Here is a 24,203-nt window from a genome sequence, read left to right on the forward strand (position 1 = left end):
GGCACCAATCGACCCCCCCAGCAGAGCTATTCGCAGACTCTGAGCGTCACCCCGAGCGCGTTGCCAACGTCCCCGGCGTCTGCCCGCACCCCCGCTTTGCGCATACAGTAGCGATTCGAACGCCCCGTTCCAGGCGGATTGCGGAGGAATCGCCATGTCGTCCATCCCGGTGCCGCTCACATTGCCCGATCTCGTCGCCGCGCGCGAACGCATCCGCGATGCGGTCGTCCGTACCGGCCAGTGGCAGAATGACGCGCTGTCCGACGAACTCGGCGTGCCGCTGCAACTGAAGCTCGAAAACATGCAGCGCACCGGCTCGTTCAAGCTGCGCGGCGCGACGCACAAGATCGGCCGCCTGCTGGAAGCCGGTGCTCGGCCCGCCGGCGTCGTCGCGGCGTCGGCCGGCAACCACGCGCAGGGCGTTGCGCGCGCGGCTGCGCGGGTCGGCCTCGGGGCGGTCGTCGTGATGCCGGCGAACGCGCCGCTGACGAAGATCCAGGCGTGTCGCAAGCTCGGTGCCGACGTGCGCCTCGTCGGCGACACGCTCGAAGCCGCCAGCGACGAAGCGCGCCGGCTGGCCGACGGCGAAGGGCTCGCGCTGATCCATCCCTACGACGACTGGGACGTGATCGCCGGCCAGGCGAGCTGCGGCCTGGAGATGCTCGAAGACGCGCCGGACATGACCGTCGCGATCGTGCCGCTCGGCGGCGGCGGGCTGCTCTCCGGCGTCGCGCTGGCGCTGAAGCTGCAGAATCCGGCGATCCGCGTCATCGGCGTGCAGACCGACGCGGTCGCGCCGTGGCGGCATTTCTTGCGCGACGGCACCCTCGAGGCGGTGCGGCCGGACGCCCACACGATCGCCGACGGCATCAAGGTGAAACGGCCGGGAATGCTGACGCGGCAGGTGATCGCGCGCCACGTCGACGACATCGTCACCGTCGACGACAACGCGATCGCCGAGGCGATCGTCACGCTGCTCGAACGCACGCGCACGATCGGCGAAGGTGCGGGCGTGGTCGGGCTCGCGGCGCTGCTGCAGCGCAAGGTCCGCCTCGGGCCCGACGACCGCGCGGTGGTCGTGATTTCGGGCGGCAACGTCGATATGACGCTCGTCGGGCGTTCGATCGACTACGGCCTCGCGTCGAGCGGGCGGCTGATGAGCGTCGCGGTGATGATTTCCGATGCGCCGGGCCAGTTGCTCGCGCTGCTGGCGACAGTCGCCGAACTCGGCATGAACGTGCGCCATGTCGAGCACCGCCGCGGCGAACTGCACGTCGCGGTCGGCATGACCGAAGTGATCCTGCAGATCGAGACGCGCGATGCCGAGCACCAGCACGCGCTGCTGACGCACTTTGCCGCCCAGGGCCTTGCCGTGCGCAACCTGCTCGCGGGATGATCCGCATTCCCCGGCCAGGCCATCCGCGCCGCTGCTAGAATCGCGGCTTTCCCTTTGCCGCTACAGGATATTGCCGTGCAGATCGTCTGTCTCGACCTCGAAGGTGTGCTGGTCCCCGAAATCTGGATCGAATTCGCCGAGCGTACCGGCATCCCCGAGCTGCGTCGCACGACCCGCGACGAGCCGGACTACGACACGCTGATGAAGTACCGGCTGAACATTCTCGCCGAGCGCAAGCTCGGCCTGCCGGACATCCAGGAAGTCATCTCCAGCATGGGGCCGATGGCCGGCGCGCGCGAATTCCTCGACGCGCTGCGCGAGCGCTACCAGGTCGTGATCCTGTCCGACACCTTCCAGGAGTTCGCCAAGCCGCTGATGAAGCAGCTCGGCTGGCCGACGCTGCTGTGTCACCGCCTCGAAGCCGATGCGAACGGCGTGCTCGTGAACTACCACCTGCGCATGCCGGACCAGAAGCGCGAGGCGGTCAAGCGCTTCAAGGAGCTGAACCTGACGGTGGTCGCGGCCGGCGACTCGTACAACGACACCGCGATGCTGGGTGAAGCGCATGGCGGCATCCTGTTCCATCCGCCGGAGAGCGTTATCCGCGAATTCCCGCAGTTTCCGGTGACGTGCAGCTACGCCGAGCTGCGCCGCGAGATCGACAAGGCTTTCGCCCGCGTCGCCTGACCGGGGCCTCGTCATGCACCGCGATCGCCATTTCACGCTGTCCGCGTCCTGCCCCGACCGCGTCGGCATCGTCGCGCGGGTGTCGAGCTTCATCGCCGAGCATCGCGGCTGGATCCTCGAGACTTCGCTGCACGCCGAGCCTCCTGCCGAGGGCGAGGCGCTCGGGCGCTACTTCATGCGTATCGAGATCAGGACTTCGTCGCTGCCGTTTCACCTCGCCGAGTTCCGCGAGCGTTTCCGCCCGCTCGCGGACGAGCTCGAGATGGAATGGACGATCACCGATTCGGCAGTCAAGAAGCGTGTCGTCGTGCTGGTGTCGAAGCAGGAGCACTGCCTCTACGACCTGCTCGCGCGCTGGCAGTCGAAAGAGCTGGACATCGAGATCCCGTGCGTGATCTCGAACCACGACACGTTCCGCGGCCTCGTCGAGTGGCACGGCATCCCGTTCCACCACGTGCCGGTGAACGCCGACAACAAGGCGCAGGCCTACGCCGAAGTGGCGCGCATCTTCGAGGAAGTGCGCGGCGAGACGATGGTGCTCGCGCGCTACATGCAGGTGCTGTCGCCGCAGCTGTGCGCGGCCTACGCCGGGCGCATCATCAACATCCACCACAGCTTCCTGCCGAGCTTCGTCGGCGCGAAACCGTATCACCAGGCGTGGGCGAAAGGCGTCAAGCTGATCGGCGCGACCTGCCACTACGTGACCGCGGACCTCGACCAGGGGCCGATCATCGACCAGGACGTGATCCGCATCGACCATTCCGATTCGGTCGAGGACATGGTCCGCTACGGCAAGGACATCGAAAAGATGGTCCTTGCGCGCGGCCTGCGCTACCACCTCGAAGGCCGCGTGCTGGTGCATCGCAACAAGACGATCGTGTTCCGCTGACTGTTGACCACTGAACGTCGGCGGGCCGCCGTGAAGCTCGCACGGCGCGTCGCGGTGGCGTAGCATTGCGGCCCTTTTCCGACCGGCTGCATCCGCTTATGGACAAGACTTCCGCATGCGCCTGCGGCGTCGATTTCGGCACTTCCAACTCCACTGTTGGCTGGCTGCGGCCCGGTGTCCCGGCGCTGCTCGAACTCGAGGACGGCAAGCCGACGCTGCCGTCCGCGGTGTTCTTCAACGCCGACGAGGAGACGACGTGCTACGGCCGCGCCGCGCTCGCCGAATACCTCGAAGGCTACGAAGGCCGCCTGATGCGCTCGCTGAAGAGCCTCCTGGGCAGCAGCCTGATGGACGGCCAGACCGAAGTGCACGGGCGCGCGTTGCCGTTCCGCGACCTGCTCGCGAGCTTCATCGGTGAATTGAAGGCGCGCGCCGAAGCGGCAGCGGGACGAAGCTTCACGCAGGCCGTGTTCGGCCGGCCGGTGCATTTCGTCGACGATGACGAGCGCGCCGACCGCAAGGCGCAGGACACGCTCGAGGCGATCGCACGGCAGGCGGGTTTTCGCGACGTCAGCTTCCAGTTCGAGCCGATCGGCGCGGCGCTGCACTACGAGACCGGCCTCGAGCGCGAGGAGCTGGTGCTGATCGCCGACATCGGCGGGGGCACCGCGGACTTCTCGCTCGTGCGCCTGTCACCAGGGCGCGCCGGCCGCGACGATCGCCGCGAGGACCTGCTCGGCAACGCGGGGGTGCACGTCGGCGGCACCGATTTCGACCGCGCGCTGAGCCTGGAATGCGTGATGCCGCTGCTCGGCTATCGCGGCCGGATGAAGAACGGCGCGGAAGTGCCGTCGAGCCTGTTCTTCCAGCTCGCGACGTGGCATACGATCAATTTCGCCTACACGCGGCAGGCGTGGGCCGACCTGCAGCACATCTACCGCGATGCGAGCGCGCGCACGGAACTCGATCGCCTGTCGCGACTCGTCAGCCGGCGCGAAGGGCACTGGCTCGCGCTGCAGGTCGAGCAGGCGAAGATCGAGCTGTCGCAGGCGTCGGCCACGGCGCTGCAGCTCGACCGGCTCGAAGCCGGGCTCGTGCACGAGATCGGCCGCGAAGCTTTCGCCCGCGCGACGACGGCGCTCGTCGAGCGTGTCGCGGCCGCCGTGGCGGGTCTGCTGAACGATGCGGGGGTCGCGCGTGACCGGGTGGACACGATCTATTTCACGGGCGGCGCGAGCGGCGTCGCGCAGCTGCGCGCGCGCATCGCGGCTGAGCTGCCTGCCGCGCGCAGCGTCGAAGGGGACCTTTACGGCAGCATCGGCAGCGGGCTCGCGGTCGAGGCCGCACGCCGCTACGGGTGAGCGGCGGGGGTCCGGACCCGCAAAAGCAAAAAGCCCGGCAATGCCGGGCTTTGACTCGTTGCGCAGGCCGTGCGGTTTAGCGGACGGCTGCGCGCGAGATCGAATCGAGAATCAGAGCGGGCGGATGTTGCCTGCCTGCTTGCCCTTCGGGCCCGACGTCTCGTCGTACTGAACTTTCTGACCTTCGGTCAGGCTCTTGAAGCCCGAGCCCTGGATCGCGGAGAAGTGTGCGAACAGATCTTCGCCGCCGTTGTCCGGGGTGATGAAACCGAAGCCCTTGGAGTCATTGAACCACTTAACAGTACCAGTTGCCATTTCGAAAAATCCCAAATCAAAGTTAATGAAGGGCGTTTGCCCGGAAGTGCGGCAATCGAGATCGGGGAAAGACGAACTGAGTACCCAAAGGCCGTCGAGCACGAAAAACCACGCGATTGCAGATGCGCACGCGCAGTCTGGTGAAAAACGGACGCGCGGTCAAGGGGTGAAATGGATTGTCACGCTCATCCCGGGGTTTTATAGGGGATTGCCAGTATGTTCAGTGGCAATGTCATACTGTTCAGGCGGTAATTCTGCGGCGCATGAAGCTTTTCTCGGCGGCCGCCTGCGCCCCCGAAAGTTGCCGCGCCGAACGTCGCCGGTGGCAGAATCCGCCCACTCCGGATTCACGATGGTGCAGGGCGGCATGAGTTCCCAATTCAGACTGATGAGCGAACGGCGCTTCCTGCCGTTTTTCATCACGCAGTTTCTCGGCGCGTACAATGACAACCTGTACAAGAACGCCCTGGTCGTGCTGATGACGTTCGAAGCTGCGCGTTTCACGACGATTGCGCCGGGCGTGCTGGTGAACCTCGCTGCCGGGATTTTCATCCTGCCGTTCTTCCTGTTCTCGGCAACAGCGGGCCAATGCGCCGACAAGTTCGAGAAAAGCCGGCTCATCCGCTGGACGAAGCTGCTCGAAATCCTCGTCATGGCGCTCGCGGCGCTGGCGTTTGCGCTCGAATCGCTGCCGCTGATGCTCGGCGCGCTGTTCCTGATGGGCGCGCAGTCGGCACTGTTCGGGCCGGTGAAATACGCGATCCTGCCGGTGCATCTGCGCGAGGACGAACTGGTCGGCGGAAACGCGCTCGTCGAGGCGGGCACGTTCGTCGCGATCCTCGTCGGGACGATCGCCGGCGGAGTGACGATCAGCCTCCCCGGCGGCGCGCTGTGGGTGTCGGTCGCGGCGCTGTCGGTCGCAGTGCTCGGCTACGCGGCGAGCCGGGCGATTCCGACTGCGCCGGCGGCCGATCCCGGGCTGCGCATCAACTGGAACCCGCTGACCGAGACTTGGCGCAACCTCCGTTTCACCCGCGAAGACCGTACCGTGTTCCCCGCAGTGCTCGCGATCTCGTGGTTCTGGTTCTACGGCGCGCTGCTGCTGTCGCAGTTCCCCGGCTATGCGAAGGACGTCCTGGGCGGCGACGAACACGCGGTGACGCTGCTGCTCGCGGTGTTCTCGGTCGGCATCGGCATCGGTTCGCTGATGTGCGAGCGGCTCTCCGGCAAGCACCTCGAACCCGGCCTCGTGCCGCTCGGCTCGATCGGCCTGAGCCTGTTCGCGTTCGACCTGTGGTGGGCAAGCCCGATGTTTGCGGCGGGCAGTGCGCCGCTGCCGTTGACCATGGTGCTCGCCGGGGCTTCGACGTGGCGCGTGCTGTTCGATCTGCTGATGATCGCAGTGTTCGGCGGTTTTTTCATCGTGCCGCTCTACACGCTCGTCCAGGCCCGTTCCGCGGCCGCTCACCGCTCGCGCGTCATCGCCGGCCTCAATATCCTCAATGCGCTGTTCATGGTCGTCGCCGCCGGCATGGGCGCGGGGCTGCTCGCGGCCGGCCTGTCGGTGCCGCAGCTGATTCTCGTCGGCGCGCTGCTCAACGCGGCGGCGGGACTTTTTCTCTGCGTCCGGGCGCCGGAGTTCCCGCGGCGCTTCGCCGCCTGGCTGCGCGGCGCGACCGCCGATCGTCCCGGCGATGCCCGTTGACGGCCCTGCGGCTCAGTCCCGCAGCAGGAAGTTCTCGAGCGCCGCAGCGACCTGCTCCGGCTGGTCGTGCTGGAGATTGTGACCGGCGCCGGCCACGGTGGCGACGCGCAGGTCGGTGAAACACGCGAGCCGCTGCCGGTAGTCGTCCGAATCCGCGGGGAACCGGTCGACGACGTAGCCCTCCTCCGAGACCAGCAGCAGCACCGGCGCCGTGATCGCGCGCCAGCAGGCCAGCGTGTCGTCGAGGCGGTACGGCGCAGGCGCGGCGGTCTTGTGCCAGGGGTCGCAAGCCATTTCGACCTGTCCGTCAGGCAGGACGCGGCTGACGTTGCGCGCGAGGAATGCGGCACGATCTTCCGTCAGCCGCGGGTTGGCCTGCTGCAGGCGCCGCGCCAGCGCGTCGTGATCCGCATAGCGCCGCAACTGCGGGTCGGCCAGCACGGCGTCGAGCCACTGGTCGAGGCGCTTCGGCGCGTCGTCGGCGCTGCCGTCCTTGAGGCCGAGAACGTCGAGTATCGCCACCTGCGACACGCGTTGGGGCCGCGCCCCCGAATACACGCCGGCGATGTTGCCGCCCATGCTGTGGCCGACAAGGCGCGCCGGGCGGTGCGGCGAATAATGGGCGAGCAGGGCGTCGAGGTCGGCGTAGTAATCGGGAAACCAGTACGGCCTGCGCAGCCACTCGCTCGCGCCGTAACCCCGCCAGTCGGGCGCGATGACGTGCCAGTCCTGCGCGAGTGCGCCGACGACAAACTGGAACGTCGCCGAGTTGTCCATCCAGCCATGCAGGAAGAACACCGGTGGCGCGTCCGCAGCGCCCCAGTGCCGGACGTTGTAGCGCAGTCCGCGGACATCGAGCTGCTCGCATCGGGATTCGGGATTCGGTTTCATGACGGCAATGGTAGCAGCGCGCGGGCCGGGACTGGGGCAGCCCGGCGCGCTGCAGCGAGCGCCATCAGGCGAGAGCGACTTCCCGTGCCGTCAGCGAATAGCGGAAAGTCGCCGGGTCGAGGCCGTCGAAGCGCGTTTCGCCGCTTTCGCCCTGCGGATACATCAGGTACGGCGCCTGCGGTCCGCTGCTGCCCGGCAGGCGCACGTCGTGGGCGAAGTTGTAGCCGAGCCAGTTCATTTCCCACGCGCCGAACAGCACCCGGCGGGCGGCGGCGACTTTCGGGTCGTCGAGCGCGAGGCCGCCCGGCGGTTCCTCGAGCACGACCTTGCGCACGTCCGCCGGATCGACCGGCACCCAGCCGAACTGCTCGAGCCAGACTTCGGCACGACAATGCTGGGCTTTCGAGACGTCGCCGCTCTTGCCGAGGCTTTTGTAGCCGAAACGCGAGTCGGCGACGCGCACGCCATACACGTCGCGTGCCGGCAGGCCTGCGGCGCGCGCGAGCCCGACATACAGGGCGTTCAGATCCGCGCACTTGCCGGAAAGATCGCGGTTTTCGAGCATCGTGCGGATGTCGCCGAGGCCGCAGCCGCGGGTCTTTGGGTTGCGGAACGTGTTGTCGACGATCCACTCGTAGATTGCCCGCGCGCGCGCCTCGTCGCTGGTCGCGCCGCGCACGATCGACTCTGCGGTGTCGCGCACAATGCCGTCGGTCGGAATCAGCGCAGTGGGGCGGGTGTATAACGCCCGTTCGGCCGCCGGCAACTCGCGTGCGGGCCCCGGGTGGGTGAAGTCGACCGCCCGGTCGCAGGTCGCGAAGCGGCTGACGACTTCGAGCAGCGGGCTCGCGGCGCCCGGCGCCCATTCGGCCTGCAGCATCGCGGCGCCGTAATCCGTTTCGGTGACGACGCGCATCGTGTCGGCATTGCCCTGCCACAGGTTGCCCATCAGGCGCATCCATTCGGGATCGTCGATCGACGGCAACGGCACCCAGACGCGCGTCGGGTCGCCGCTCGCGGCGGGCTCGATGCGGCTCGTCAATTCGAAAACGCGCCAGCCGTTGGCGGGGTGGGGCGCGAAAGGCTGCGCTGTCGCGGACTCGGCGGCGCGGCTCCAGGCCGGGAGCGCGAAGCTGGCGGCGAGGGCGGAGGTTCTGAGGAAATTCCTGCGGTCCATGACAATCGTCCTGATCAGTGTGGTGTGGGGTCGTTCGGGGGCGCCACGAGCGTCATGACGCGCTCGCGCACGGCGGGGTCGTTCCAGTCGAGTTCGCCGCGTATGCGGTGGCGGGGCCGGTGGGAGGCGTCGAGGAGAAACGTCGTCGGGAGGAAGCGAACTGCCCAGGCGCGGGCGATCACTTGCTCGGGGTCGGCGACGACGAGCGGGTCGATGCGATGCGCGGCGAAGAAGCGGCGGACGTCACCGTCGCGGTCGGCGACTGCGACGGTGAGCAGCGCGAGGTCCGTTTCGATAGCGTCGAGATCTGCCAGAGCGGGCATTTCGGCGCGGCAGGGTTCGCACCAGGTCGCCCAGAAATTGACGAGTACCGCCCGATTTCGCAGCGGTTCCAGCGCCGCCCGCAAAGCCGCGGGCACTGCATTTGGCGCGTCCACCGCTTCGAAGCGGTCAGGCGCACCTGCGCCGCGGGTTGCGGCGACGAGCGTTTTCGGCGCGGCAGCCAGTGCGGCGACGCCCGCGAGCGACGCGAGCGTGCGCCTGCGCAAGGCGCGACGGATGTCGGACATTGTCGTCTCCCGATTCCTTTCAGCCGCTCCGGCGCGGAAGCCGCCGGAGCTTAAATCGGGCGTGCGCGTTCGCGACGCCCGTCGAAGATGGCGGTACACAGACCGCCGGCACCACGGACGCCGAAGCGTCCGCTGGCATTTTCCGGCCGATGCGCGACAACGCCCGGCCGGGCCGCGCATTATCGCTGCTGCGGCCGGATTTCAGAACCGCTCAGTGGCAGAACTTTCGAGGACGCCCGGCGGCGAGGGGAGCGTCGTCGTCAGCGACGCAGCGGAATCGGCGTCGCCCGATCGACTGCCACGGCGGTGACGCTGTTCTTCGGGCTGCCTTCGATGAGCTTGTCGGAATAGGTGAGATAAACCAGGACGTTGCGGCGCACATCGACCATGCGCACGACCTGCAGCCGCTTGAACAGCACCGACAGGCGCTCGGAGAATACTTCCTCCTGCTGGGGCAGCGGTCCGCGTGTGCGGATCGGCCCGACCTGCCGGCACGCGATCGACGCTTCCGCGAGGTCTTCGGCAAGACCCACTGCGCCCGACAGCCCGCCGGTCTTCGCGCGCGACACATAGCACGTCACGCCCTCGACGCGCGGGTCGTCGTACGCTTCGACGACGACCTTATGGTTCGGGCCGATCAGCTTCCACACCGTCGATACTTCGCCGACCGATTCCGCATGCAGCGGCAGCGGCACGGCCGCGAGCAGGACAAGGATGCCGGCGAGGCGGCGGGCGCGCAGGGCGGGGCGGGAACGGGAAGATCTCATCGGCTGCAGTCCTGTTCGGGAAAAGTAGGTTTTCGGGTCATTCGTCGATCGACGTGCGACGCGTCCGTTGCCGCTTGCGTTCGCCCTGCGTCCGCTTCGCTTCGAGCCGCCGGATCTTCGCTGCCCTGGTCGGACGCGTCGCGACCCGCGCGAGCGGTTTTTCATGGGCGCGGGCGATCAACTCCGCGAGCCGGGCGCGCGCGTCGGCGCGGTTGCGATCCTGCGTGCGGAAGCGCTGGGCGCAGATCACGATCACGCCTTCGGACGTCGCGCGGCGCCCTGCCAGTTTCAGCAGGCGGGCGCGGACATCGTCGGGCAGCGACGGCGAATGCGCGGCGTCGAAGCGCAGTTCCACTGCCGTCGAAACCTTGTTGACGTTCTGTCCGCCGGGGCCGGACGCGCGGATGAAGCGTTCTTCGAGTTCCTCTTCGGGCAGCGCCGGCAGGAGCGTGACATCGACCATGGGCGACAGTATAGACTGCGGGACCGGGCGCCCTGGGACGGCGCCCGGTCGTGCCGGTCCCCGCCCCCAGCCTCGCCCGGTTCGCCTTACGAGACGTGCAGCGACTGCAGGATCGCGGCGCCCAGCGTCGTCTGCGACTGCGCGCCCGACACCGCGAGTTTGCGGTTGAAGATGAAGAACGGAACGGCGGTGATGCCCTGCTTCTGGATCTGCTCCGCCATCCGCCTGACCGCTGCCGCATCGTCGTCGCTTTCGAGATAGGCGAAGACGGTTTCGCGATCGTCACCGGCTGCCGCAGCGATATCGGCGAGCGTGGCGTTGTCGCCGAGGTCGCGGCCGTCCTGGAAATGGGCGGCGAACAACGCGTGGCCGAGCGCGTTGACATGTTCCTGAGTGTGGCCGAGCGATTGCGCCCGGTAAGTGAGGCGATGCGCGTTCAGCGTGTTCGGACGGGTCGCGATGCGATCGAAGGCGAAAGTCACGCCATCGGGCGCGCCGGCTGCGACGATCCGGGCCAGGACTTCGTCGGCCTTGCGCCGCCCGCCGAACTTCGCGTCGAGGAACGGCCGATAAGGCACTCCGGCCACCGGGGTGTCCGGGTCGAGGAAAAACGGCAGCCGGTTCACGCGTATTTCTTCGAGATCGGCCACGCTGTGGCGGACTTCGTCAATGGCCTGGCGCAGACACTCGTTGCCGATGAAGCACCACGGGCAGACGAAGTCGGAAACGAAATCGATATCGAGAATCATGGAGGTTTTCTGTCGATTGGACCGTGCGCGACGGCCGGGGAACTCAGCGCGTTTCGGGGATGTCCGGAAGCCAGCGCTCTTCCCAGCTTGCCACATCCGGCAAGTGGCGGGACAGGGTGTTCTGCAGGCGGCTTTCGGCGATTTCGAGCAGGGCGAGGATTTCCGCGTCGGGCGCTTCGGGCAGCACCGGCACCAGGCGCACGATCAGCGCGCCGGCGCGCTGTTTGCCGCGTCCGGGAAAGCCGGCTCCCTTGACTCTCAGTTCGCGCGTCGTCGCCCGTCCGGATTCTAGCTTCAGGTGGCGAACGCCGTCCGGCAGCGGAATCGGCAATTCGCCTCCCAGCAACATCCTGAACGCGCTGACCGGTCGGCTCAGTATCAGGTCGCGACCGTCGAGCCGGTACAGCGCGTGCGGCGCCAGGACGACTCGCAGGATCAGGTCTCCCGGCTCGCCGCCGCTGCGATCGCAGTCTTCGTCGGCCCCGGCGACGCGCAGTTCGTCGCCGTCGAGCACCCCGGCCGGAATCCGGACATGGAGCTTGCGCGCTGCGCGCGCCTGTCCGCTGCCGTGACAGGCCCCGCAGGCCTGCCTGCTCAGATAGCCGCGGCCCGCGCAATCGGCGCACGCGGTAAGACTCCGGCCGTCGCGGACCCGCCCCGAGCCGTGGCAGGTGGCGCACAGCCGGGTGTGACGCAGCACTTCCTCGCCGCTGCCGCCGCAGGCGCCGCACGGGATTTCATCGGCGATCGTGAACGCTTTTTCGCCGCCGGCGAACGCTTCCTCCATGGTCAGCACAAGATCCTCGCGACGGTCGGCTCCGCGCGGCGGGGCCTCGGGAGGCGGCTCGGGCCGCGCATCGGCAGCCTGCGCATCGTGGGGTGCCGCCGCCGGCGCCGGGCAGCGCGAATATTCGGCGAGAAGATCCTCGTAAGCCGCGCGCAGGCGCTTGAAATGCTCGATCGCGGCCGGATCGGCGTTGCGGTCGGGGTGCCAGCGCATCGCGAGACGGCGAAAAGCGTGCTTGATCTCGCGTTCCCCGGCGCCCGGGGACAGGCCGAGCAGGCTATGGGGGTCGGTGGGCGACATTACACGCGAAAAAAGAGTTCATTGTCAGGATTCCGGCCCAGCAAAGTGGGACAGAGTAACGCCTGACTCGCGCTCCGTCGAATCCCGCTGCGGGCGAGGGATCGACGTCTTTGCCCGGACGCCGTCCGCCTGTGATGCGGGGACTCTTGGTGATCGGCGCCACGGGCTGGCACAATCGGCTGCGCGGATACTTTCATCCCGGTAAGCGAATCCTGCCAGAAACGACGGAGAGTGCGCCGCCTGCGGGTCGGCACGAACGAAGACATGCCCGGAACCCTGATCATCATCACTGCCCCGTCGGGTGCAGGCAAAACGACTCTCGTCAGCGGTCTGCTCGAACGCGATCCGCAGGTGAACCTGTCGGTGTCCTACACGACGCGCGAGCCGCGCCCCGGCGAGCGCGACGGACGTGAATACCACTTCGTCGATGTCGCGACGTTTCGCGCGCTGCGCGATCGCGGCGAGTTCCTCGAATGGGCCGAAGTGCATGGAAACTACTACGCCACTTCGAAGGTCTGGTTGAAGCAGCAGATCGCGACGGGGCGCGATATCCTGCTCGAAATCGACTGGCAGGGTGCGCAGCAGGTGCGCAAGAGCTTTCCCGACGCCGTCGGCGTGTTCATCCTGCCACCGTCGCTCGAGGAACTGGAAGCCCGCCTGCGCGGACGCGGCACCGACAGCGACGACGTGATCATGCGGCGGCTGCTCGGGGCACGCGGCGAGATGCGTCATGTCGGCGAATTCGACTACGTTATACTCAATAACGACTTGCAATGTGCGCTCGACGACCTCGTGGCGGTAGTGCGTGCTTCGCGCCTGCGTTATGCAAACCAGCACGAGCGCCATCTGCAGTATTTCGATTTTCTTGAACAGGACTGAACCATGGCTCGCATCACGATCGAAGATTGTCTGAAAAGGATCCCCAACCGCTTCCAGCTCACGCTGGCCGCGACCTACCGCGCGCGCCAGATCACGATCGGCTCCACGCCTCAGGTCGAGCTCGAAAAGAGCGACAAGGACAAGCCGACCGTGATCGCGCTGCGCGAAATCGCGGCCGGAAAAGTCGGCCTGGAAGTCCTCAACCGCGGGCAGGCCTGACTCTCGAGCGGGGAGGGAACAGCCGATGGACGCTGCAGCGATTCCCGCCCCGGGCCCTTTCGGTTCGCCGTCCGGTCTCCCCGTGTCTTCGGATTTCGCCGCACTCAGGCAGAAGCTCGAGACCTATCTGCGTCCCGAGGATGTGGAGAAGGTCGAAGCTGCCTACCATTTCTCCGCGAGCGCCCACGAAGGTCAGCTGCGCATCAGCGGCGACCCGTACATTTCGCATCCGGTCGCCGTCGCCGACATCGTCTCCGACTGGCACCTCGACGCCCAGGCGCTGATCGCCGCCCTCCTTCACGACGTGATGGAGGACACGCACATCTCGAAGCAGGAGATCGTCGACCGCTTCGGCCGCACCGCCGCCGAGCTCGTCGACGGCCTGTCGAAGCTCGACAAGATCGAGTTCCGCTCGCACGAGGAAGCGCAGGCGGAGAACTTTCGCAAGATGCTGCTGGCGATGGCGAGCGACCTGCGGGTGATCCTCATCAAGCTCGCCGACCGCCTGCACAACATGCGCACGCTGCAGTGCATACGGTCCGCGAAGCGACGCCGCATCGCAAGCGAGACACTGGAGATCTACGCCCCGATCGCAAACCGGCTGGGCCTCAACAATCTCTACCGCGAGCTGCAGGAACTCGCCTTCGAGCACAAGTACCCGTTGCGCTACCGCGTGCTGTCGCGCGCCATCAAGGCGGCGCGCGGCAATCGCCGCGAGGTCGTCGGCAAGGTGCTGCAGGGCATCGAGGAGCGCCTGCCGCAATGGGGCATCACGGCCGAAGTGCAGGGCCGCGAAAAGCACCTGTTCGGGATCTACCGCAAGATGGCCGAGAAGCGGTTGTCGTTTTCGCAGGTGCTCGACATCTACGGCTTTCGCGTCATCGTGCGCGACGTGCCGAGCTGTTACCTCGCGATCGGCGCGCTGCATTCGATGTACAAGCCGGTACCGGGCAAGTTCAAGGACTACCTCTCGATCCCGAAGGCCAACGGCTACCAGTCGCTGCACACGACGCTGATCGGGCCGTTCGGCACGCCGGTCGAAGTGCAGGTCCGCACTGCCGAGATGCATCACATCGCCGAAACCGGCGTCGCCTCGCACTGGCTGTACAAGGAAGACGAGAAGACGCTCACCGAGCTGCAGCAGAAGACGCACTCGTGGCTGCAGTCGCTGCTCGAACTGCAGTCGGCGTCGGGCGGCGCGACCGAGTTCCTCGAGCACGTCAAGATCGACCTGTTCCCCGGCGAGGTGTACGTGTTTACGCCGCAAGGCAGGATCCTGTCGCTGCCGAAAGGCTCGACGCCGGTCGATTTCGCCTACGCGGTGCACACCGACATCGGCAACCGCTGCGTCGCCTGCCGCGTCAACGGCGACCTGATGCCGCTGCGCACCGAACTGCACAACGGCGACCAGATCGAGATCATCACCGCCGCGCATGCGAATCCCAATCCCGCCTGGCTCGCGTACGTGCGTACCGGCAAGGCGCGCGCGCAGATCCGCCATTTCCTCAAGGGCGCGCAACAGGAAGAATCCGTCGTGCTCGGTGAGCGGCTGCTGAACCAGGCGCTGCGTCCGCACGGGCTGACGCTGGGACAGATCAGTACTTTCGCGTGGGAGCGCTTCCTGCGCGATCGCAGCATGCGCAGCAAGAAGGAAGTGTTTGCCGACATCGGCCTCGGCCGGCGCCTGCCGGTGATCGTCGCGCGCCGCGTCGCGCAGGCGCAGGACCTCGAATCGGGCCGGCCGAACGTCATCAAGCCCAAGCCCGCCGGCGCGATCCTGATCCGCGGCAGCGAAGGCATCGCGGTGCAGCTCGCGCGCTGCTGCCAGCCGATCCCGGGGGACCCGATCATCGGCATGATCCGCAAGGGCCAGGGCCTCGAAGTCCATCTGCACGACTGCGCAGTGGTGGCGAAGCTGCGCGGCGACCGCGGACGCTGGGTCGACGTCGAGTGGGAGACGGGCGAAGACCGCGTGTTCGACGTCACGATCCGCGTGTTGACGCGCAACACCCGCGGAGTCCTCGCGAAGGTCGCGAGCGCCATCTCGGAAGAGGACTGCAACATCCAGAACGTCAGCATGGACAACGAGCAGGGCATCTACACCGCGATCAACCTAGTGCTGCAGGTCCGCGACCGGATGCATCTGGCGAAGGTCATGCGCGGCGTGCGCCGGGTTCAGGAAGTCGTGCGGATCGGGCGGCTCAAGGGCGACGTGCGCAGCTGAGCGCGCGAGGAGGCAGTGCGGTGCAGCCGGCGCGATACACCGATCGCGATTGGCGCATTCGCGACGCTCGCCTACAATTGCCGATCTTTCCGGGAGCAAGGCATGGCGATCTACGAATCCGAACACACCAAATTCATGCGCGAGTGGCTGGCGAAGCATCCGCAGGAAATCGATGAGCAGCGCAAGGGCCGCGCCCTGTGGTGGGACAAGCCGCAGGACGTCGTCTCACAAGCGCGCCTCGATCAGTCGAAAGTGCCGGTCAAGGCTTATTACTACGATATCAACCACTGACGCGTACCGCACCACGCGACTTCCTGATCGTCGAGCGGGCCGGATGCACGAACGCGTCCGACCGATGCCGCCATGTCGCTTCCTGATTCGCTGGTCCTGATCGACGTCGAGACGACGGGGGCGAATCCCGTGTCCGACCGCGTCACGGAGATCGCCGTGCTGCGCATCGAGCGCGGTGAGATCGTCGGGCGCTGGGAAAGCCTCGTCAACCCGGAACGCCCGATCCCGGCGCTGATCCAGCGTCTGGTCGGCATCACCGACGAGATGGTCGCCGGGGCACCGACGTTCGCCGAACTCGCCGACAGCGTGCGCGGGCATCTCGACGGGGCGGTGTTCGTCGCCCACAACGCGCGCTTCGATTACGGTTTCATCCGCAACGAGTTCTCCCGCCTCGGCCAGCAGTTCGAGGCGTCGGTGCTGTGCACCGTCAAGCTTTCCCGCGCGCTGTACCCGGAACACCATCGTCACGGACTGGACGCGCTGATCGAGCGGCACGGTTTCACCTGCGGCGCGCGCCACCGGGCAATGGGCGATACCGACGTGCTGTGGCAGTTTGCGCGCCTGGTCTCCGGCTCCTTTTCCGCCGACGTGCTCGCGCTCGCATGCGCGCGGGCGATGAAGCTGCCGGCCCGGCCGCCCGGACTGCCCGAAGGGGCGCTCGAGGGCGTGCCGGATGCACCGGGCGTGTATTCGTTTTTCGGTGAAAACGACCGGCTGCTGTACATCGGGCGCAGCGCGAGCCTGCGGGCGCGCGTCATGGAGCATTTTTCGCCGGGCCGCGCGGACAGCGAGGCGGGACTCGCGCGCCAGGTGCGCCGCGTGGAATGGGAGGAGACTGCCGGCGAGTTTGCCGCGTCGCTGCGCGAAGCCGACCTGCTCAGGGCGCGCCGGCCGCTTCATGCCCGGCCGGCGGTAGGCGGCGAGGACGTGTTCGGCCTGCGTCTCGTGCCGCAGCGCAAGCGCGCGCCGATCTTCGAGCGCGTGCCGCTGCATGCGACCGATCCGGCAGCCTGGGAAGCGGTTCACGGCACTTTTCGCACCCGCAAGGAGGCCGACAGCCTGTTGCGGGAACTCGCCCAGCTCTACCAGCTGTGCCCGCGCCGGCTCGGTCTCGAAGGCGGCAGCGGCGCCTGCGGCGCGCACGAGGCGAGGCGCTGCGCCGGCGTGTGCACCGGCAAGGAAAGCATCGCCGCGCACGATGCGCGCCTCGCGGGAGCGCTCGGGTCGGTGACGCTGCGGGAATGGCCATGGGTGGGCGCAGTCGTGATCGAGGAGCGCTGTGCGCATTCGGGATGCGAAGCGTTCCATCTCGTCGATCACTGGTGTCATCTGGGCAGCGCGGACAGCGCCGAGGCGCTCGTGGCGCTGCTCCACAACCCGCCCGCACGGCGCTTCGACCTCGACACTTACCGCCTGCTGGTGCGCTGGTTCGCTGCAGAGGCGAACCTGGCCGCCGTGCGACCGGTCGAAGATCCCGGCTGAATCAATGCCTGGCGCTGCATGCCGGGCAGCCCCGAGGTCAGGCGGCGATCGATTGCAGGCTGCGCAAGTCGGTGAGCGTGATCGAACGCCGGCCGCGCGGCACGATGATGCCGTCGCGGGTGAGACGGTTGAGGACGCGCGAGAAAGTCTCCGGGGTCAGGTTGAGTTGCGAGGCGATCGTCTGCTTGTCGCACGACAGGCGCACTTCGGCATGCGGTGCGCTGCAGTCGGCATGCTGCACGAGGTAATGCGCGACGCGCTGGGTCGAGCTGCGCTGGATGCATTGCTCCATCCCTTCGACGAGCTCGCCCATCCGTTGCGACAGCCGCGCCATCAGCGCCTGCGTCAGTGACGGGTGCGCGGCCATCGCCGTCTGCAGTGCGGGACGCTGCAGATGCAGCACCACGCTGTCGCGCGTCGCCTGGGCGGCGAGCGTCTGCGGCGTGTCGGACAGGATGTTCTCCTCGCAGAACGACTCGCCCCGTCCGGCGAGGCGCACGATCTTCTCGGCGCCCGCGCTGGAGATCAGGAATAATTTGACTTCGCCTTCGACGACCGCGTACATGCCGGCCGGACGCGCGCCGCGGTGCATCAGCATTTCGCCGCGCGACGCACGGCAGACCCGCACTCCTCGCGAGAGGCGCTGCAGCGTTGCCGGATCGAGGCTGCTGAAAGGTTCAAGACAGGAAAGTGACTGGAACGCCGGGGGATGGATAGCGGTCGCCATATTGTCGTGCTCCTTCGGATGCTCGTGTTCAGGGATGCAGGACGCAGTCTAGACGTTCCACGTTACGATCGACCCATCCGGGGTCGGCCAGGCAAACAGGGGATACCTCCTTGGAGGTATAGGGAAATAAATGCAAATCATTGATGTAAATGGTTTACATAGGGTCATGGTAGGGATGGTCGGCAGCTCCGGGGAAAAAGGGGTATGGGGGTGAACAGTGCCGGCAATGCGGATGTCCTTGTCGGCGTCAGGGTCATGGGGCGTGTACGCGCCTCGCTCGCAGGTCGCGCGACGCAGCTGCTGCTGGTGCTGGCGTTCGTCGCCGTGGCGTTCATCAGCCTGGTCGGAATCGGCGCCTCGGTGGCCATCGTCGAAACTGTCCAGGACAGCGGCAGCGCGGTCAACGCGGCGGGTGGCCTGCGCCGTCTCGCTCATCGCGCAGCCAGCGTCGCGCTCGCAGCAGCCCTCGATGGCCGCACCGGACATGCCGACGTCGCAGCGGCGATCGGCGCGTTCGAGGCCGAGCTGGGCCATGCGACGCTGGAGAAGGTGCTCGAGCGCGAACCGGACAGCGTCGTCGCCTCGATCTACCGCGGCATCCATAGAGACTGGTATGTGAACCTCAAGCCGCGCCTGCTCGGAGCGCCGGAGCGCGCGAGCGAAAGCCCCGATGTGTTGTTCTACGAGAACCTGCTCGCCGATGTCGACGCCTTCACGGCGCAGATCGATGCGCTGGTGGCGGTGCTCGAGCGGGAAACCGAGACCGGCCTCGAGCAGCTCCGCATCACGCTGGCGGTTGCGCTGGGAATGGTGATGATCGTCATGATCGCGGCGCTTTGCGTCATCCGCCGGCGCGTGTTCAGGCCGCTGACCGAGCTGCACGCCTGTGCCGCACGCATCGCCGGCGGAGATTTCCGGGCCCACAGCCGCTACACCGGGCGCGACGAACTCGGCCGCGTGGGTTCGGCGTTCAACGCGATGGCCGACGAGCTGTCGACCGTCTATCGCGATCTCGAGCAGCGGGTCGAACAGAAGACCGCGGATCTGACGCGCAGCAACCGCGCGCTGGAGCTGCTGTATCACGTCATCGCGCGGCTCTATCACGCCCCGGCCTCCCCCGAGACGTATGTCGAGACACTCAAGGATCTCGAGCAGGTGCTCGGGCTCAAAGGCAGTTTCGTCTGCGTGCAGCCCAAGCACGGGGGCGTCGCGACAGTCCTGTCGACGACGATGGGCGACTGTCCGTCCCGCTCAGGCAGCGAGGAGGAGTGCACCCATTGCCCCGGGCGGGCGATGCCGTGGAGCTATCGCCGCGAAGATGGCTTCGATGTGTTCCTGGTGCCGCTGCGCGATGCCGATCACCTCTACGGCATGATGCGACTCGCGCTGCTACCGGGCGAGCGGCTGCGCGCGTGGCAGCACACGCTGGTCGAAGCAGTATCCCGCCACATGGGGATCGCGCTGGGCATTTCGCACCAGAGCGAGCGCGAGCGGCTCCTCGCGCTGCAGGAGGAGCGTTCGATCATCGCGCGCGAACTGCACGACTCGCTGGCGCAGTCGCTGTCGTACATGAAGATCCAGGCGAGCCTGCTGTCGTCGGCGCTGCAGCGGCCCGAGCGTCGCGACGACGCGTCCGACATCCTGGCCGACATGAAAGGCGGCATCAACGCCGCGTACCGGCAGCTGCGCGAGCTGCTGTCGACGTTCCGCCTGCAGATGGAAGGGGATTTTGCCCGTCTGCTCGGCAGCACCGTCGAGGAGTACGCCGGCCGCAGCGGCATGCCGATCGACCTGGAGATCCGCCTCGGCGGGCGTCATCTGAACCCGAACCAGGAAATCCACGTGCTGCACATCATCCGCGAGGCGTTGTCGAACGCGACACGCCATGCCCGTGCGAGCTCGATCCGCGTCGGGCTGTTCGGCCATCCGGACGGCGTCCGGGTGATCATCGAGGACGACGGCAAAGGCATCCGAGCGGCCGCTGCCACCGAACCCCACCATTACGGCCTGGCGATCATGGGCGAGCGGGCGCGCGGACTCGGCGGAGTGCTCGAGATCGTGCCCCGTCCCGACGGCGGCACGCGCGTAGCCGTGCGCTTCGATCCGGTCGCCCGGCACGAGGCTTCGTCACCCGCACCCACTCCCGAGGCGCAATGAACGACAGGAACGACACTCCCCAGTCGGTCGTCATCATCGACGACCACCCGCTATTCCGCAAAGGACTGATCCAGCTGCTGCGCACCGTGCCCGGCTTTCGCCTGGTCGCCGAAGCGGCTGACGGCAAGGAGGGCATCGCGCACATCCTGCATCTGCGCCCCGACCTGCTGTTGCTCGACCTGAACATGAAGGACATGTCCGGGCTCGAGGTGCTGAAATTCGTGCGCCAGGCCGACCTGGACACGCGCGTCGTGATGGTCACCGTCTCGGATGCCGCCGAGGACCTCGTCGCGGCGCTGCGCGCGGGCGCGGACGGTTATCTGCTCAAGGACATGGAGCCGGAGCAGATGGTCGAGGCGCTGCAGGCGGCGGCAGCGGGACGCATCGTCGTGTCCGACGCACTGACCCACCTGATGGCAGCGGCGCTGCGCCAGGAAAAGCGTCCCGACAGCGTGACCGATGCGGGCCTCACCGAGCAGGAGCAGCGCATCCTCGAGCGCATCGCGGCCGGCCTGTCGAACAAGCTGATCGCCCGCGAGCTGGGCATCGCCGAAGGCACCGTCAAGGTGCACGTCAAGCACGTGCTGCGCAAGCTCAACTTCCGTTCGCGCGTCGAGGCGGCCGTATGGGCGGTTGCCAACCAACGCGGCGAGCGCTGAGCGTCGATCGATCGCCGCATCCCGGCCGCACCTCGTGCAGCAATCTCCGGCCGACCCCCTCATTTTTCCAAGCCGTAGTCTATGTTGAAGTCAGATTGACGGCTGAGGACGCGACTCATTCAGAAGGATTCTTTTCGCCTACCGCAAGCAGGTGCTTGTCAGGTAGCGTTTTTCGCGGAGGAGCCTGACCATGTTGAAGCGCAAGCTACTCATCACTACCCTGATCGGCGCTGGCCTGATCGGTACGATGGCGTTCGACGAATACCAGGCTTGGCGTACAGCCGATGCTTCCGCGCTGCTGACGACGATCGGCGTGCCGTTTTGTGCGCCACAACGCAGCGGACCACAATACAAAACCTTCTTCCGGCTTGCCATGGCGCAAGCGGAAGGGGGCCGTGAGCCGGCGCGAACTGAAGTCGGTCCGTTCAGCAGAGCGATTCCGGAGGCGGAGTCGATCGCCGGCGCCGACGCCAACCCGCTGCTCATGAACAACCTGGGTACGCTGCACTACCCGATCACGACTTCCATACCCGCTGCGCAGCAGTTCTTCGACCAGGGCCTGCGTCTTGCCTACGCCTTCAACCACGGCGAGGCGCTGCGCGCATTTCGCAAGGCGCGCACGCTCGATCCTGAGTGCGCGATGTGTTACTGGGGCGAAGCGCTCGTGCTGGGGCCCAACATCAACGCTCCGATGGACCCTGCTGCTGCCGCGCCTGCCTTCGAGGCAGTGAACAAGGCGCAAGGGCTCTCAGCCAGGGCGAGCGCGAAAGAGCGCGCCTTGATCGAAGCGCTGACGGCGCGTTACGCGCGGGAGCCGCAGGCAGACCGCACGGCGCTCGATGCCGCCTATGCCGCCGCGATGCAGCGGGTCGCGGAGCGCTATCCCGACGACGACCAGATCACGCTGACTTACGCCGAATCGCTGATGGATCGGCAGCCTTGGGACTACTGGGAAGCGGGCGGCTTCCGACCCAAGGGGCGCACGGCCGAGATCGTCGGCCTGCTGGAGAAAGTGCTGCGCAGGACGCCGGATCATCCCGGCGCGATTCATTACTACATCCATGTCACCGAGAGCTCCAACAATCCTGCTCGCGCCGTGCCCTACGCGCAACGTCTGGGCCGGCTGATGCCGGGCGCCGGGCATGTCGTGCATATGCCGTTCCACACTTTCTTCCGTGTCGGCATGTACAAGGAGGCGATCGAGGCGAATCGGCAGGCGGTGCGTGCGGACGAAATCTACATCGCCCGTTCGGCGCCGGTCGGCATCTATCCGCAGGCCTACTATCCGCACAACGTTCACTCGCTGATGGTGTCCGCACAGATGGCCGGCGATGGCGCCACCGCCATCGAGTCCGCCGCCAAGCTGGTCCGGATCGTCTCCGATGCGGCGGCCAAGAACATCTCGTGGGTGCAGCCGATCATGGCCGCACCCTATTTTGCCCACGCGCAGTTCAGTGACGCGAAGACGATTCTCGGCCTGCCCGATCCGGGTGCGGACTTCCCGTATGTGCAGGCGATGTGGCACTACGCACGTGGTGTGGGGCTGGCCGGCGCCGGGGATGCGAGCGCGGCGCAGGCCGAAGTCGATGCGATCGTCCGCCTCGGGCAGCAAAACGGCTTTGCCGATCTGGTCGCCGGCGGCGTGCCGGCGAAGGACGTGCTGCGCCTCGCCGAACAGGTGCTGCGTGCGCGCATCGCCCAGGCGAACCGGGACCCGGTGCGCGCCGTCCGCCATTTCGAAGCGGCGGTCGCGCTCGAAGATGGGCTGGCCTACACCGAGCCGCCCTATTGGTACTATCCGACGCGCCAGTCCCTCGGGGCGGCACTGCTGCTCGCCGGGGACCTGGACAATGCGGAGAACGTGCTGCGTTCGAGCCTGGCACGCGCACCCAACAACGGCTGGGCGCTGTTCGGCTTGATGCGGCTTTACGAGCAGCGCGGCGATGCGCCGGGTGCCCGGGTTGTCAGAGGCATGCTGGACAAGGCGTGGATCGGCGACCCCCGTACCCTGGAACTTTCACGCCTGTGAGAGGCCGCGGTCGCGTGCTGTCGTGGTGGGGTGGGTCAGATGCCGGCCGCGACGAAACCGCAGTGAGCGAGTTCCGGTGATCCTGAAGCGCGGTTTCGCTTCCCGGGGCGAAACCGCGCTGTTCGACCTTCAAGCAGCCTCCCGGAGCGCTCCGCTCTGTGGTTAAATCCACGCCCATGCTTTATGCCGCCGATCTCGCCTGTCTGAAGGGTGACCGCCTGTTGTTCCGTGGCCTCTCCCTGCACGTGGCGCCCGGCGCCATGCTGCGGATCGCCGGTCCGAACGGCTTCGGCAAAACCAGCCTGCTGCGCATCCTGTGCGGGCTCGCGCATCCCGAAGCGGGCGAGATCCGCTGGAATGGCCGGCCGATCGCCGGCGACCGCGAATCCTTCCACCGCACGCTGCTCTATCTCGGCCACGCGCCGGCGCTGAACGATCTGCTCACGCCGCTCGAAAACCTGCGCTTCGCATGTGCCGCGGCGGGCGACGACGTCGATGAGGATGCTTGTGTCGACGCGCTCGTGCGCATCGGCCTCGCCGACCAGCTCGATCTGCCGGCGCGCGTGCTGTCGCAGGGCCAGCGCCGGCGTGTCGGGCTGGCGCGGCTTTTTCTCGGCATCCGCCGCAGCCTGTGGGTGCTCGACGAACCGTTCACCGCGCTCGACGCCGCAGCGGTCGCCGATCTCGCGACGACGCTGTCGGACCACTGCGCCGCGGGCGGCGTCGTGATCCTGACGACACACCAGGACGCCCCTTTTGCCGTGCCGCCGACGGTGCTCGATCTCTCCGAGGTGGCCGCTTGAGCCGTACGCTCGGTCCGTTTGCCGCAGTGCTGCGCCGCGATCTGCTGCTCGCATGGCGAGGCCGGGCCGACGTGCTGGTCACGCTCGCGTTCTTCGTCGTCGTGGTGTGCCTGTTTCCGTTCGGCGTCGGCGCCGAAACCAACCAGTTGCGTTCGATCGCGCCCGGCGTGCTGTGGGTCGCGGCGCTGCTCGCGACGCTGCTGTCGCTGCACCGCCTGTTCGCACAGGATCACGCCGACGGCACGCTCGAGCAGCTGCTGCTGTCGCCGGAGCCGACCGTGCTGTGGGTCGTCGCCAAGATCGTCGCGCACTGGATCGCCACCGGCCTGCCGCTCGTGCTCGTCGCCCCTGCGCTGGCCCTGCTGTTTGACGTGGAGCAAGGAGCGCTCGGAGTCCTCGTCCTATCGTTGGCGCTCGGCACCCCGATCCTGGCCCTGCTCGGCGCGGTCGGCGCGGCACTGACGCTCGGGCTGCGCGGCGGCGGCATGCTGCTCGCGCTGCTGGTTCTGCCGCTGTTCGTTCCGGTGCTCATTTTCGGCGCCGGCGCGGTGGATTCCCACCTTTCCGGCACCGGCGCTGACGCCCATATCCTGCTCCTCGGTGGCGGGCTGCTCGGGGCGCTGGCGCTGGCGCCGGTCGCATGCGCGGCGGCGCTCAGAATCGCAGTCGAATGATGA

General features: G+C 67.3%; 24 protein-coding genes. 15 read left to right on the forward strand and 9 right to left on the reverse strand.

From position 1 onward, the window contains the following. Window positions 1-154 precede the first annotated feature (154 nt). From ilvA to EBN1_RS09715, 4 genes are all read left to right on the forward strand, one after another. Window positions 155-1,396, forward strand: a complete 1,242-nt coding sequence (gene ilvA, locus EBN1_RS09700) for a threonine ammonia-lyase (RefSeq protein ID WP_011237774.1) — start codon at window positions 155-157, stop codon at window positions 1,394-1,396. 75 nt (window positions 1,397-1,471) lie between these two features. Next, complete coding sequence (thrH, locus tag EBN1_RS09705) at window positions 1,472-2,083, forward strand: bifunctional phosphoserine phosphatase/homoserine phosphotransferase ThrH (protein WP_011237775.1); 612 nt, start codon at window positions 1,472-1,474, stop codon at window positions 2,081-2,083. Window positions 2,084-2,096: 13 nt separating this feature from the next. Continuing rightward, on the forward strand, window positions 2,097-2,972 hold the full coding sequence (purU, locus tag EBN1_RS09710; protein ID WP_011237776.1) for a formyltetrahydrofolate deformylase: 876 nt from the start codon (window positions 2,097-2,099) through the stop codon (window positions 2,970-2,972). A gap of 98 nt (window positions 2,973-3,070) precedes the next feature. Beyond that, window positions 3,071-4,333 carry an Hsp70 family protein gene (locus tag EBN1_RS09715; protein WP_011237777.1) on the forward strand — a complete coding sequence of 421 codons (1,263 nt, stop codon included), beginning with the start codon at window positions 3,071-3,073 and terminating at the stop codon, window positions 4,331-4,333. Between the two features lie 111 nt (window positions 4,334-4,444). Here EBN1_RS09715 and EBN1_RS09720 read toward each other — a convergent pair whose 3' ends face one another. Next, window positions 4,445-4,648: a cold-shock protein gene (locus EBN1_RS09720; RefSeq protein ID WP_011237778.1), complete on the reverse strand. Its 204-nt coding sequence runs from the start codon at window positions 4,646-4,648 to the stop codon at window positions 4,445-4,447. Between the two features lie 367 nt (window positions 4,649-5,015). On the opposite strand from EBN1_RS09720, the gene EBN1_RS09725 reads away from it, so the two are divergent. Then, window positions 5,016-6,353, forward strand: coding sequence for an MFS transporter (locus EBN1_RS09725; protein ID WP_049780364.1), 1,338 nt, complete (start codon window positions 5,016-5,018; stop codon window positions 6,351-6,353). A gap of 12 nt (window positions 6,354-6,365) precedes the next feature. Here EBN1_RS09725 and EBN1_RS09730 read toward each other — a convergent pair whose 3' ends face one another. The 7 genes from EBN1_RS09730 to EBN1_RS09760 all read right to left on the reverse strand — a co-directional run bounded on the left by EBN1_RS09730 (window position 6,366) and on the right by EBN1_RS09760 (window position 12,056). After that, window positions 6,366-7,244, reverse strand: a complete 879-nt coding sequence (locus EBN1_RS09730) for an alpha/beta fold hydrolase (protein WP_011237780.1) — start codon at window positions 7,242-7,244, stop codon at window positions 6,366-6,368. Window positions 7,245-7,308: 64 nt separating this feature from the next. After that, window positions 7,309-8,421: a transglutaminase-like domain-containing protein gene (locus EBN1_RS09735; protein WP_011237781.1), complete on the reverse strand. Its 1,113-nt coding sequence runs from the start codon at window positions 8,419-8,421 to the stop codon at window positions 7,309-7,311. A 14-nt stretch (window positions 8,422-8,435) separates the two neighbouring features. Continuing rightward, entirely contained in the window at window positions 8,436-8,990 is a 555-nt protein-coding gene (locus tag EBN1_RS09740; protein ID WP_011237782.1) for a TlpA family protein disulfide reductase, read from the reverse strand. A gap of 260 nt (window positions 8,991-9,250) precedes the next feature. Then, window positions 9,251-9,757, reverse strand: coding sequence for a CreA family protein (locus EBN1_RS09745; RefSeq protein WP_011237783.1), 507 nt, complete (start codon window positions 9,755-9,757; stop codon window positions 9,251-9,253). A 37-nt stretch (window positions 9,758-9,794) separates the two neighbouring features. Beyond that, a complete protein-coding gene (arfB, locus tag EBN1_RS09750) occupies window positions 9,795-10,220 on the reverse strand; it encodes an alternative ribosome rescue aminoacyl-tRNA hydrolase ArfB (protein ID WP_041646144.1) in 426 nt (141 codons plus the stop codon). Between the two features lie 86 nt (window positions 10,221-10,306). Then, on the reverse strand, window positions 10,307-10,969 hold the full coding sequence (locus tag EBN1_RS09755; RefSeq protein WP_011237785.1) for a DsbA family oxidoreductase: 663 nt from the start codon (window positions 10,967-10,969) through the stop codon (window positions 10,307-10,309). A gap of 43 nt (window positions 10,970-11,012) precedes the next feature. After that, window positions 11,013-12,056 (reverse strand): DnaJ C-terminal domain-containing protein, encoded by a 1,044-nt coding sequence (locus EBN1_RS09760; protein ID WP_011237786.1) that lies wholly within the window; start codon window positions 12,054-12,056, stop codon window positions 11,013-11,015. A gap of 264 nt (window positions 12,057-12,320) precedes the next feature. Here EBN1_RS09760 and gmk point away from each other — a divergent pair, with 264 nt between their 5' ends. The 5 genes from gmk (at window position 12,321) to EBN1_RS09785 (ending at window position 17,151) form a co-directional block, all read left to right on the forward strand. Continuing rightward, complete coding sequence (gene gmk, locus EBN1_RS09765) at window positions 12,321-12,935, forward strand: guanylate kinase (RefSeq protein ID WP_041647120.1); 615 nt, start codon at window positions 12,321-12,323, stop codon at window positions 12,933-12,935. Between the two features lie 3 nt (window positions 12,936-12,938). After that, complete coding sequence (gene rpoZ, locus EBN1_RS09770; RefSeq protein WP_011237788.1) at window positions 12,939-13,154, forward strand: DNA-directed RNA polymerase subunit omega; 216 nt, start codon at window positions 12,939-12,941, stop codon at window positions 13,152-13,154. 25 nt (window positions 13,155-13,179) lie between these two features. Beyond that, window positions 13,180-15,378, forward strand: a complete 2,199-nt coding sequence (locus EBN1_RS09775) for a RelA/SpoT family protein (protein ID WP_011237789.1) — start codon at window positions 13,180-13,182, stop codon at window positions 15,376-15,378. A 102-nt stretch (window positions 15,379-15,480) separates the two neighbouring features. Continuing rightward, the gene (locus EBN1_RS09780; RefSeq protein ID WP_011237790.1) at window positions 15,481-15,669 is read left to right on the forward strand and encodes a DUF3460 family protein; all 189 of its coding nucleotides are present in this window, start codon (window positions 15,481-15,483) and stop codon (window positions 15,667-15,669) included. Window positions 15,670-15,741: 72 nt separating this feature from the next. Further along, complete coding sequence (locus EBN1_RS09785; protein ID WP_011237791.1) at window positions 15,742-17,151, forward strand: exonuclease domain-containing protein; 1,410 nt, start codon at window positions 15,742-15,744, stop codon at window positions 17,149-17,151. 37 nt (window positions 17,152-17,188) lie between these two features. Here EBN1_RS09785 and EBN1_RS09790 read toward each other — a convergent pair whose 3' ends face one another. Then, complete coding sequence (locus EBN1_RS09790; RefSeq protein ID WP_011237792.1) at window positions 17,189-17,878, reverse strand: Crp/Fnr family transcriptional regulator; 690 nt, start codon at window positions 17,876-17,878, stop codon at window positions 17,189-17,191. A 204-nt stretch (window positions 17,879-18,082) separates the two neighbouring features. On the opposite strand from EBN1_RS09790, the gene EBN1_RS09795 reads away from it, so the two are divergent. From EBN1_RS09795 to ccmB, 5 genes are all read left to right on the forward strand, one after another. Continuing rightward, window positions 18,083-20,035 (forward strand): histidine kinase, encoded by a 1,953-nt coding sequence (locus EBN1_RS09795; RefSeq protein WP_049780244.1) that lies wholly within the window; start codon window positions 18,083-18,085, stop codon window positions 20,033-20,035. Next, window positions 20,032-20,694 (forward strand): two-component system response regulator NarL, encoded by a 663-nt coding sequence (gene narL / locus EBN1_RS09800; protein WP_011237795.1) that lies wholly within the window; start codon window positions 20,032-20,034, stop codon window positions 20,692-20,694. Before EBN1_RS09795 ends, narL begins: the two co-directional genes overlap by 4 nt. 190 nt (window positions 20,695-20,884) lie before the next feature. After that, on the forward strand, window positions 20,885-22,723 hold the full coding sequence (locus EBN1_RS09805) for a tetratricopeptide repeat protein (RefSeq protein WP_011237796.1): 1,839 nt from the start codon (window positions 20,885-20,887) through the stop codon (window positions 22,721-22,723). Window positions 22,724-22,899: 176 nt separating this feature from the next. Beyond that, on the forward strand, window positions 22,900-23,526 hold the full coding sequence (ccmA, locus tag EBN1_RS09810) for a cytochrome c biogenesis heme-transporting ATPase CcmA (protein ID WP_041646146.1): 627 nt from the start codon (window positions 22,900-22,902) through the stop codon (window positions 23,524-23,526). Then, on the forward strand, window positions 23,523-24,200 hold the full coding sequence (ccmB, locus tag EBN1_RS09815) for a heme exporter protein CcmB (RefSeq protein WP_011237798.1): 678 nt from the start codon (window positions 23,523-23,525) through the stop codon (window positions 24,198-24,200). The genes ccmA and ccmB overlap by 4 nt, the downstream gene beginning before the upstream one ends. The last annotated feature ends 3 nt before the right edge of the window (window positions 24,201-24,203 follow it).

It is taken from the genome of Aromatoleum aromaticum EbN1, from assembly GCF_000025965.1.
GTDB classification, from domain to species: Bacteria; Pseudomonadota; Gammaproteobacteria; order Burkholderiales; family Rhodocyclaceae; genus Aromatoleum; species Aromatoleum aromaticum.

Coding starts and splice junctions, on each gene's coding strand:
- EBN1_RS09730 (WP_011237780.1), bottom strand. CDS start 7,244: ATGAAACCGAATCCCGAATCCCGATGCGAGCAGCTCGATGTCCGCGGA.
- gmk (WP_041647120.1), top strand. CDS start 12,321: ATGCCCGGAACCCTGATCATCATCACTGCCCCGTCGGGTGCAGGCAAA.
- ilvA (WP_011237774.1), top strand. CDS start 155: ATGTCGTCCATCCCGGTGCCGCTCACATTGCCCGATCTCGTCGCCGCG.
- EBN1_RS09785 (WP_011237791.1), top strand. CDS start 15,742: ATGTCGCTTCCTGATTCGCTGGTCCTGATCGACGTCGAGACGACGGGG.
- EBN1_RS09740 (WP_011237782.1), bottom strand. CDS start 8,990: ATGTCCGACATCCGTCGCGCCTTGCGCAGGCGCACGCTCGCGTCGCTC.
- EBN1_RS09735 (WP_011237781.1), bottom strand. CDS start 8,421: ATGGACCGCAGGAATTTCCTCAGAACCTCCGCCCTCGCCGCCAGCTTC.
- purU (WP_011237776.1), top strand. CDS start 2,097: ATGCACCGCGATCGCCATTTCACGCTGTCCGCGTCCTGCCCCGACCGC.
- EBN1_RS09805 (WP_011237796.1), top strand. CDS start 20,885: ATGTTGAAGCGCAAGCTACTCATCACTACCCTGATCGGCGCTGGCCTG.
- EBN1_RS09745 (WP_011237783.1), bottom strand. CDS start 9,757: ATGAGATCTTCCCGTTCCCGCCCCGCCCTGCGCGCCCGCCGCCTCGCC.
- EBN1_RS09720 (WP_011237778.1), bottom strand. CDS start 4,648: ATGGCAACTGGTACTGTTAAGTGGTTCAATGACTCCAAGGGCTTCGGT.
- EBN1_RS09775 (WP_011237789.1), top strand. CDS start 13,180: ATGGACGCTGCAGCGATTCCCGCCCCGGGCCCTTTCGGTTCGCCGTCC.
- EBN1_RS09760 (WP_011237786.1), bottom strand. CDS start 12,056: ATGTCGCCCACCGACCCCCATAGCCTGCTCGGCCTGTCCCCGGGCGCC.
- EBN1_RS09780 (WP_011237790.1), top strand. CDS start 15,481: ATGGCGATCTACGAATCCGAACACACCAAATTCATGCGCGAGTGGCTG.
- EBN1_RS09795 (WP_049780244.1), top strand. CDS start 18,083: ATGGGGGTGAACAGTGCCGGCAATGCGGATGTCCTTGTCGGCGTCAGG.
- EBN1_RS09715 (WP_011237777.1), top strand. CDS start 3,071: ATGGACAAGACTTCCGCATGCGCCTGCGGCGTCGATTTCGGCACTTCC.
- ccmA (WP_041646146.1), top strand. CDS start 22,900: ATGCTTTATGCCGCCGATCTCGCCTGTCTGAAGGGTGACCGCCTGTTG.
- arfB (WP_041646144.1), bottom strand. CDS start 10,220: ATGGTCGATGTCACGCTCCTGCCGGCGCTGCCCGAAGAGGAACTCGAA.
- narL (WP_011237795.1), top strand. CDS start 20,032: ATGAACGACAGGAACGACACTCCCCAGTCGGTCGTCATCATCGACGAC.
- EBN1_RS09790 (WP_011237792.1), bottom strand. CDS start 17,878: ATGGCGACCGCTATCCATCCCCCGGCGTTCCAGTCACTTTCCTGTCTT.
- EBN1_RS09755 (WP_011237785.1), bottom strand. CDS start 10,969: ATGATTCTCGATATCGATTTCGTTTCCGACTTCGTCTGCCCGTGGTGC.
- rpoZ (WP_011237788.1), top strand. CDS start 12,939: ATGGCTCGCATCACGATCGAAGATTGTCTGAAAAGGATCCCCAACCGC.
- EBN1_RS09725 (WP_049780364.1), top strand. CDS start 5,016: ATGAGTTCCCAATTCAGACTGATGAGCGAACGGCGCTTCCTGCCGTTT.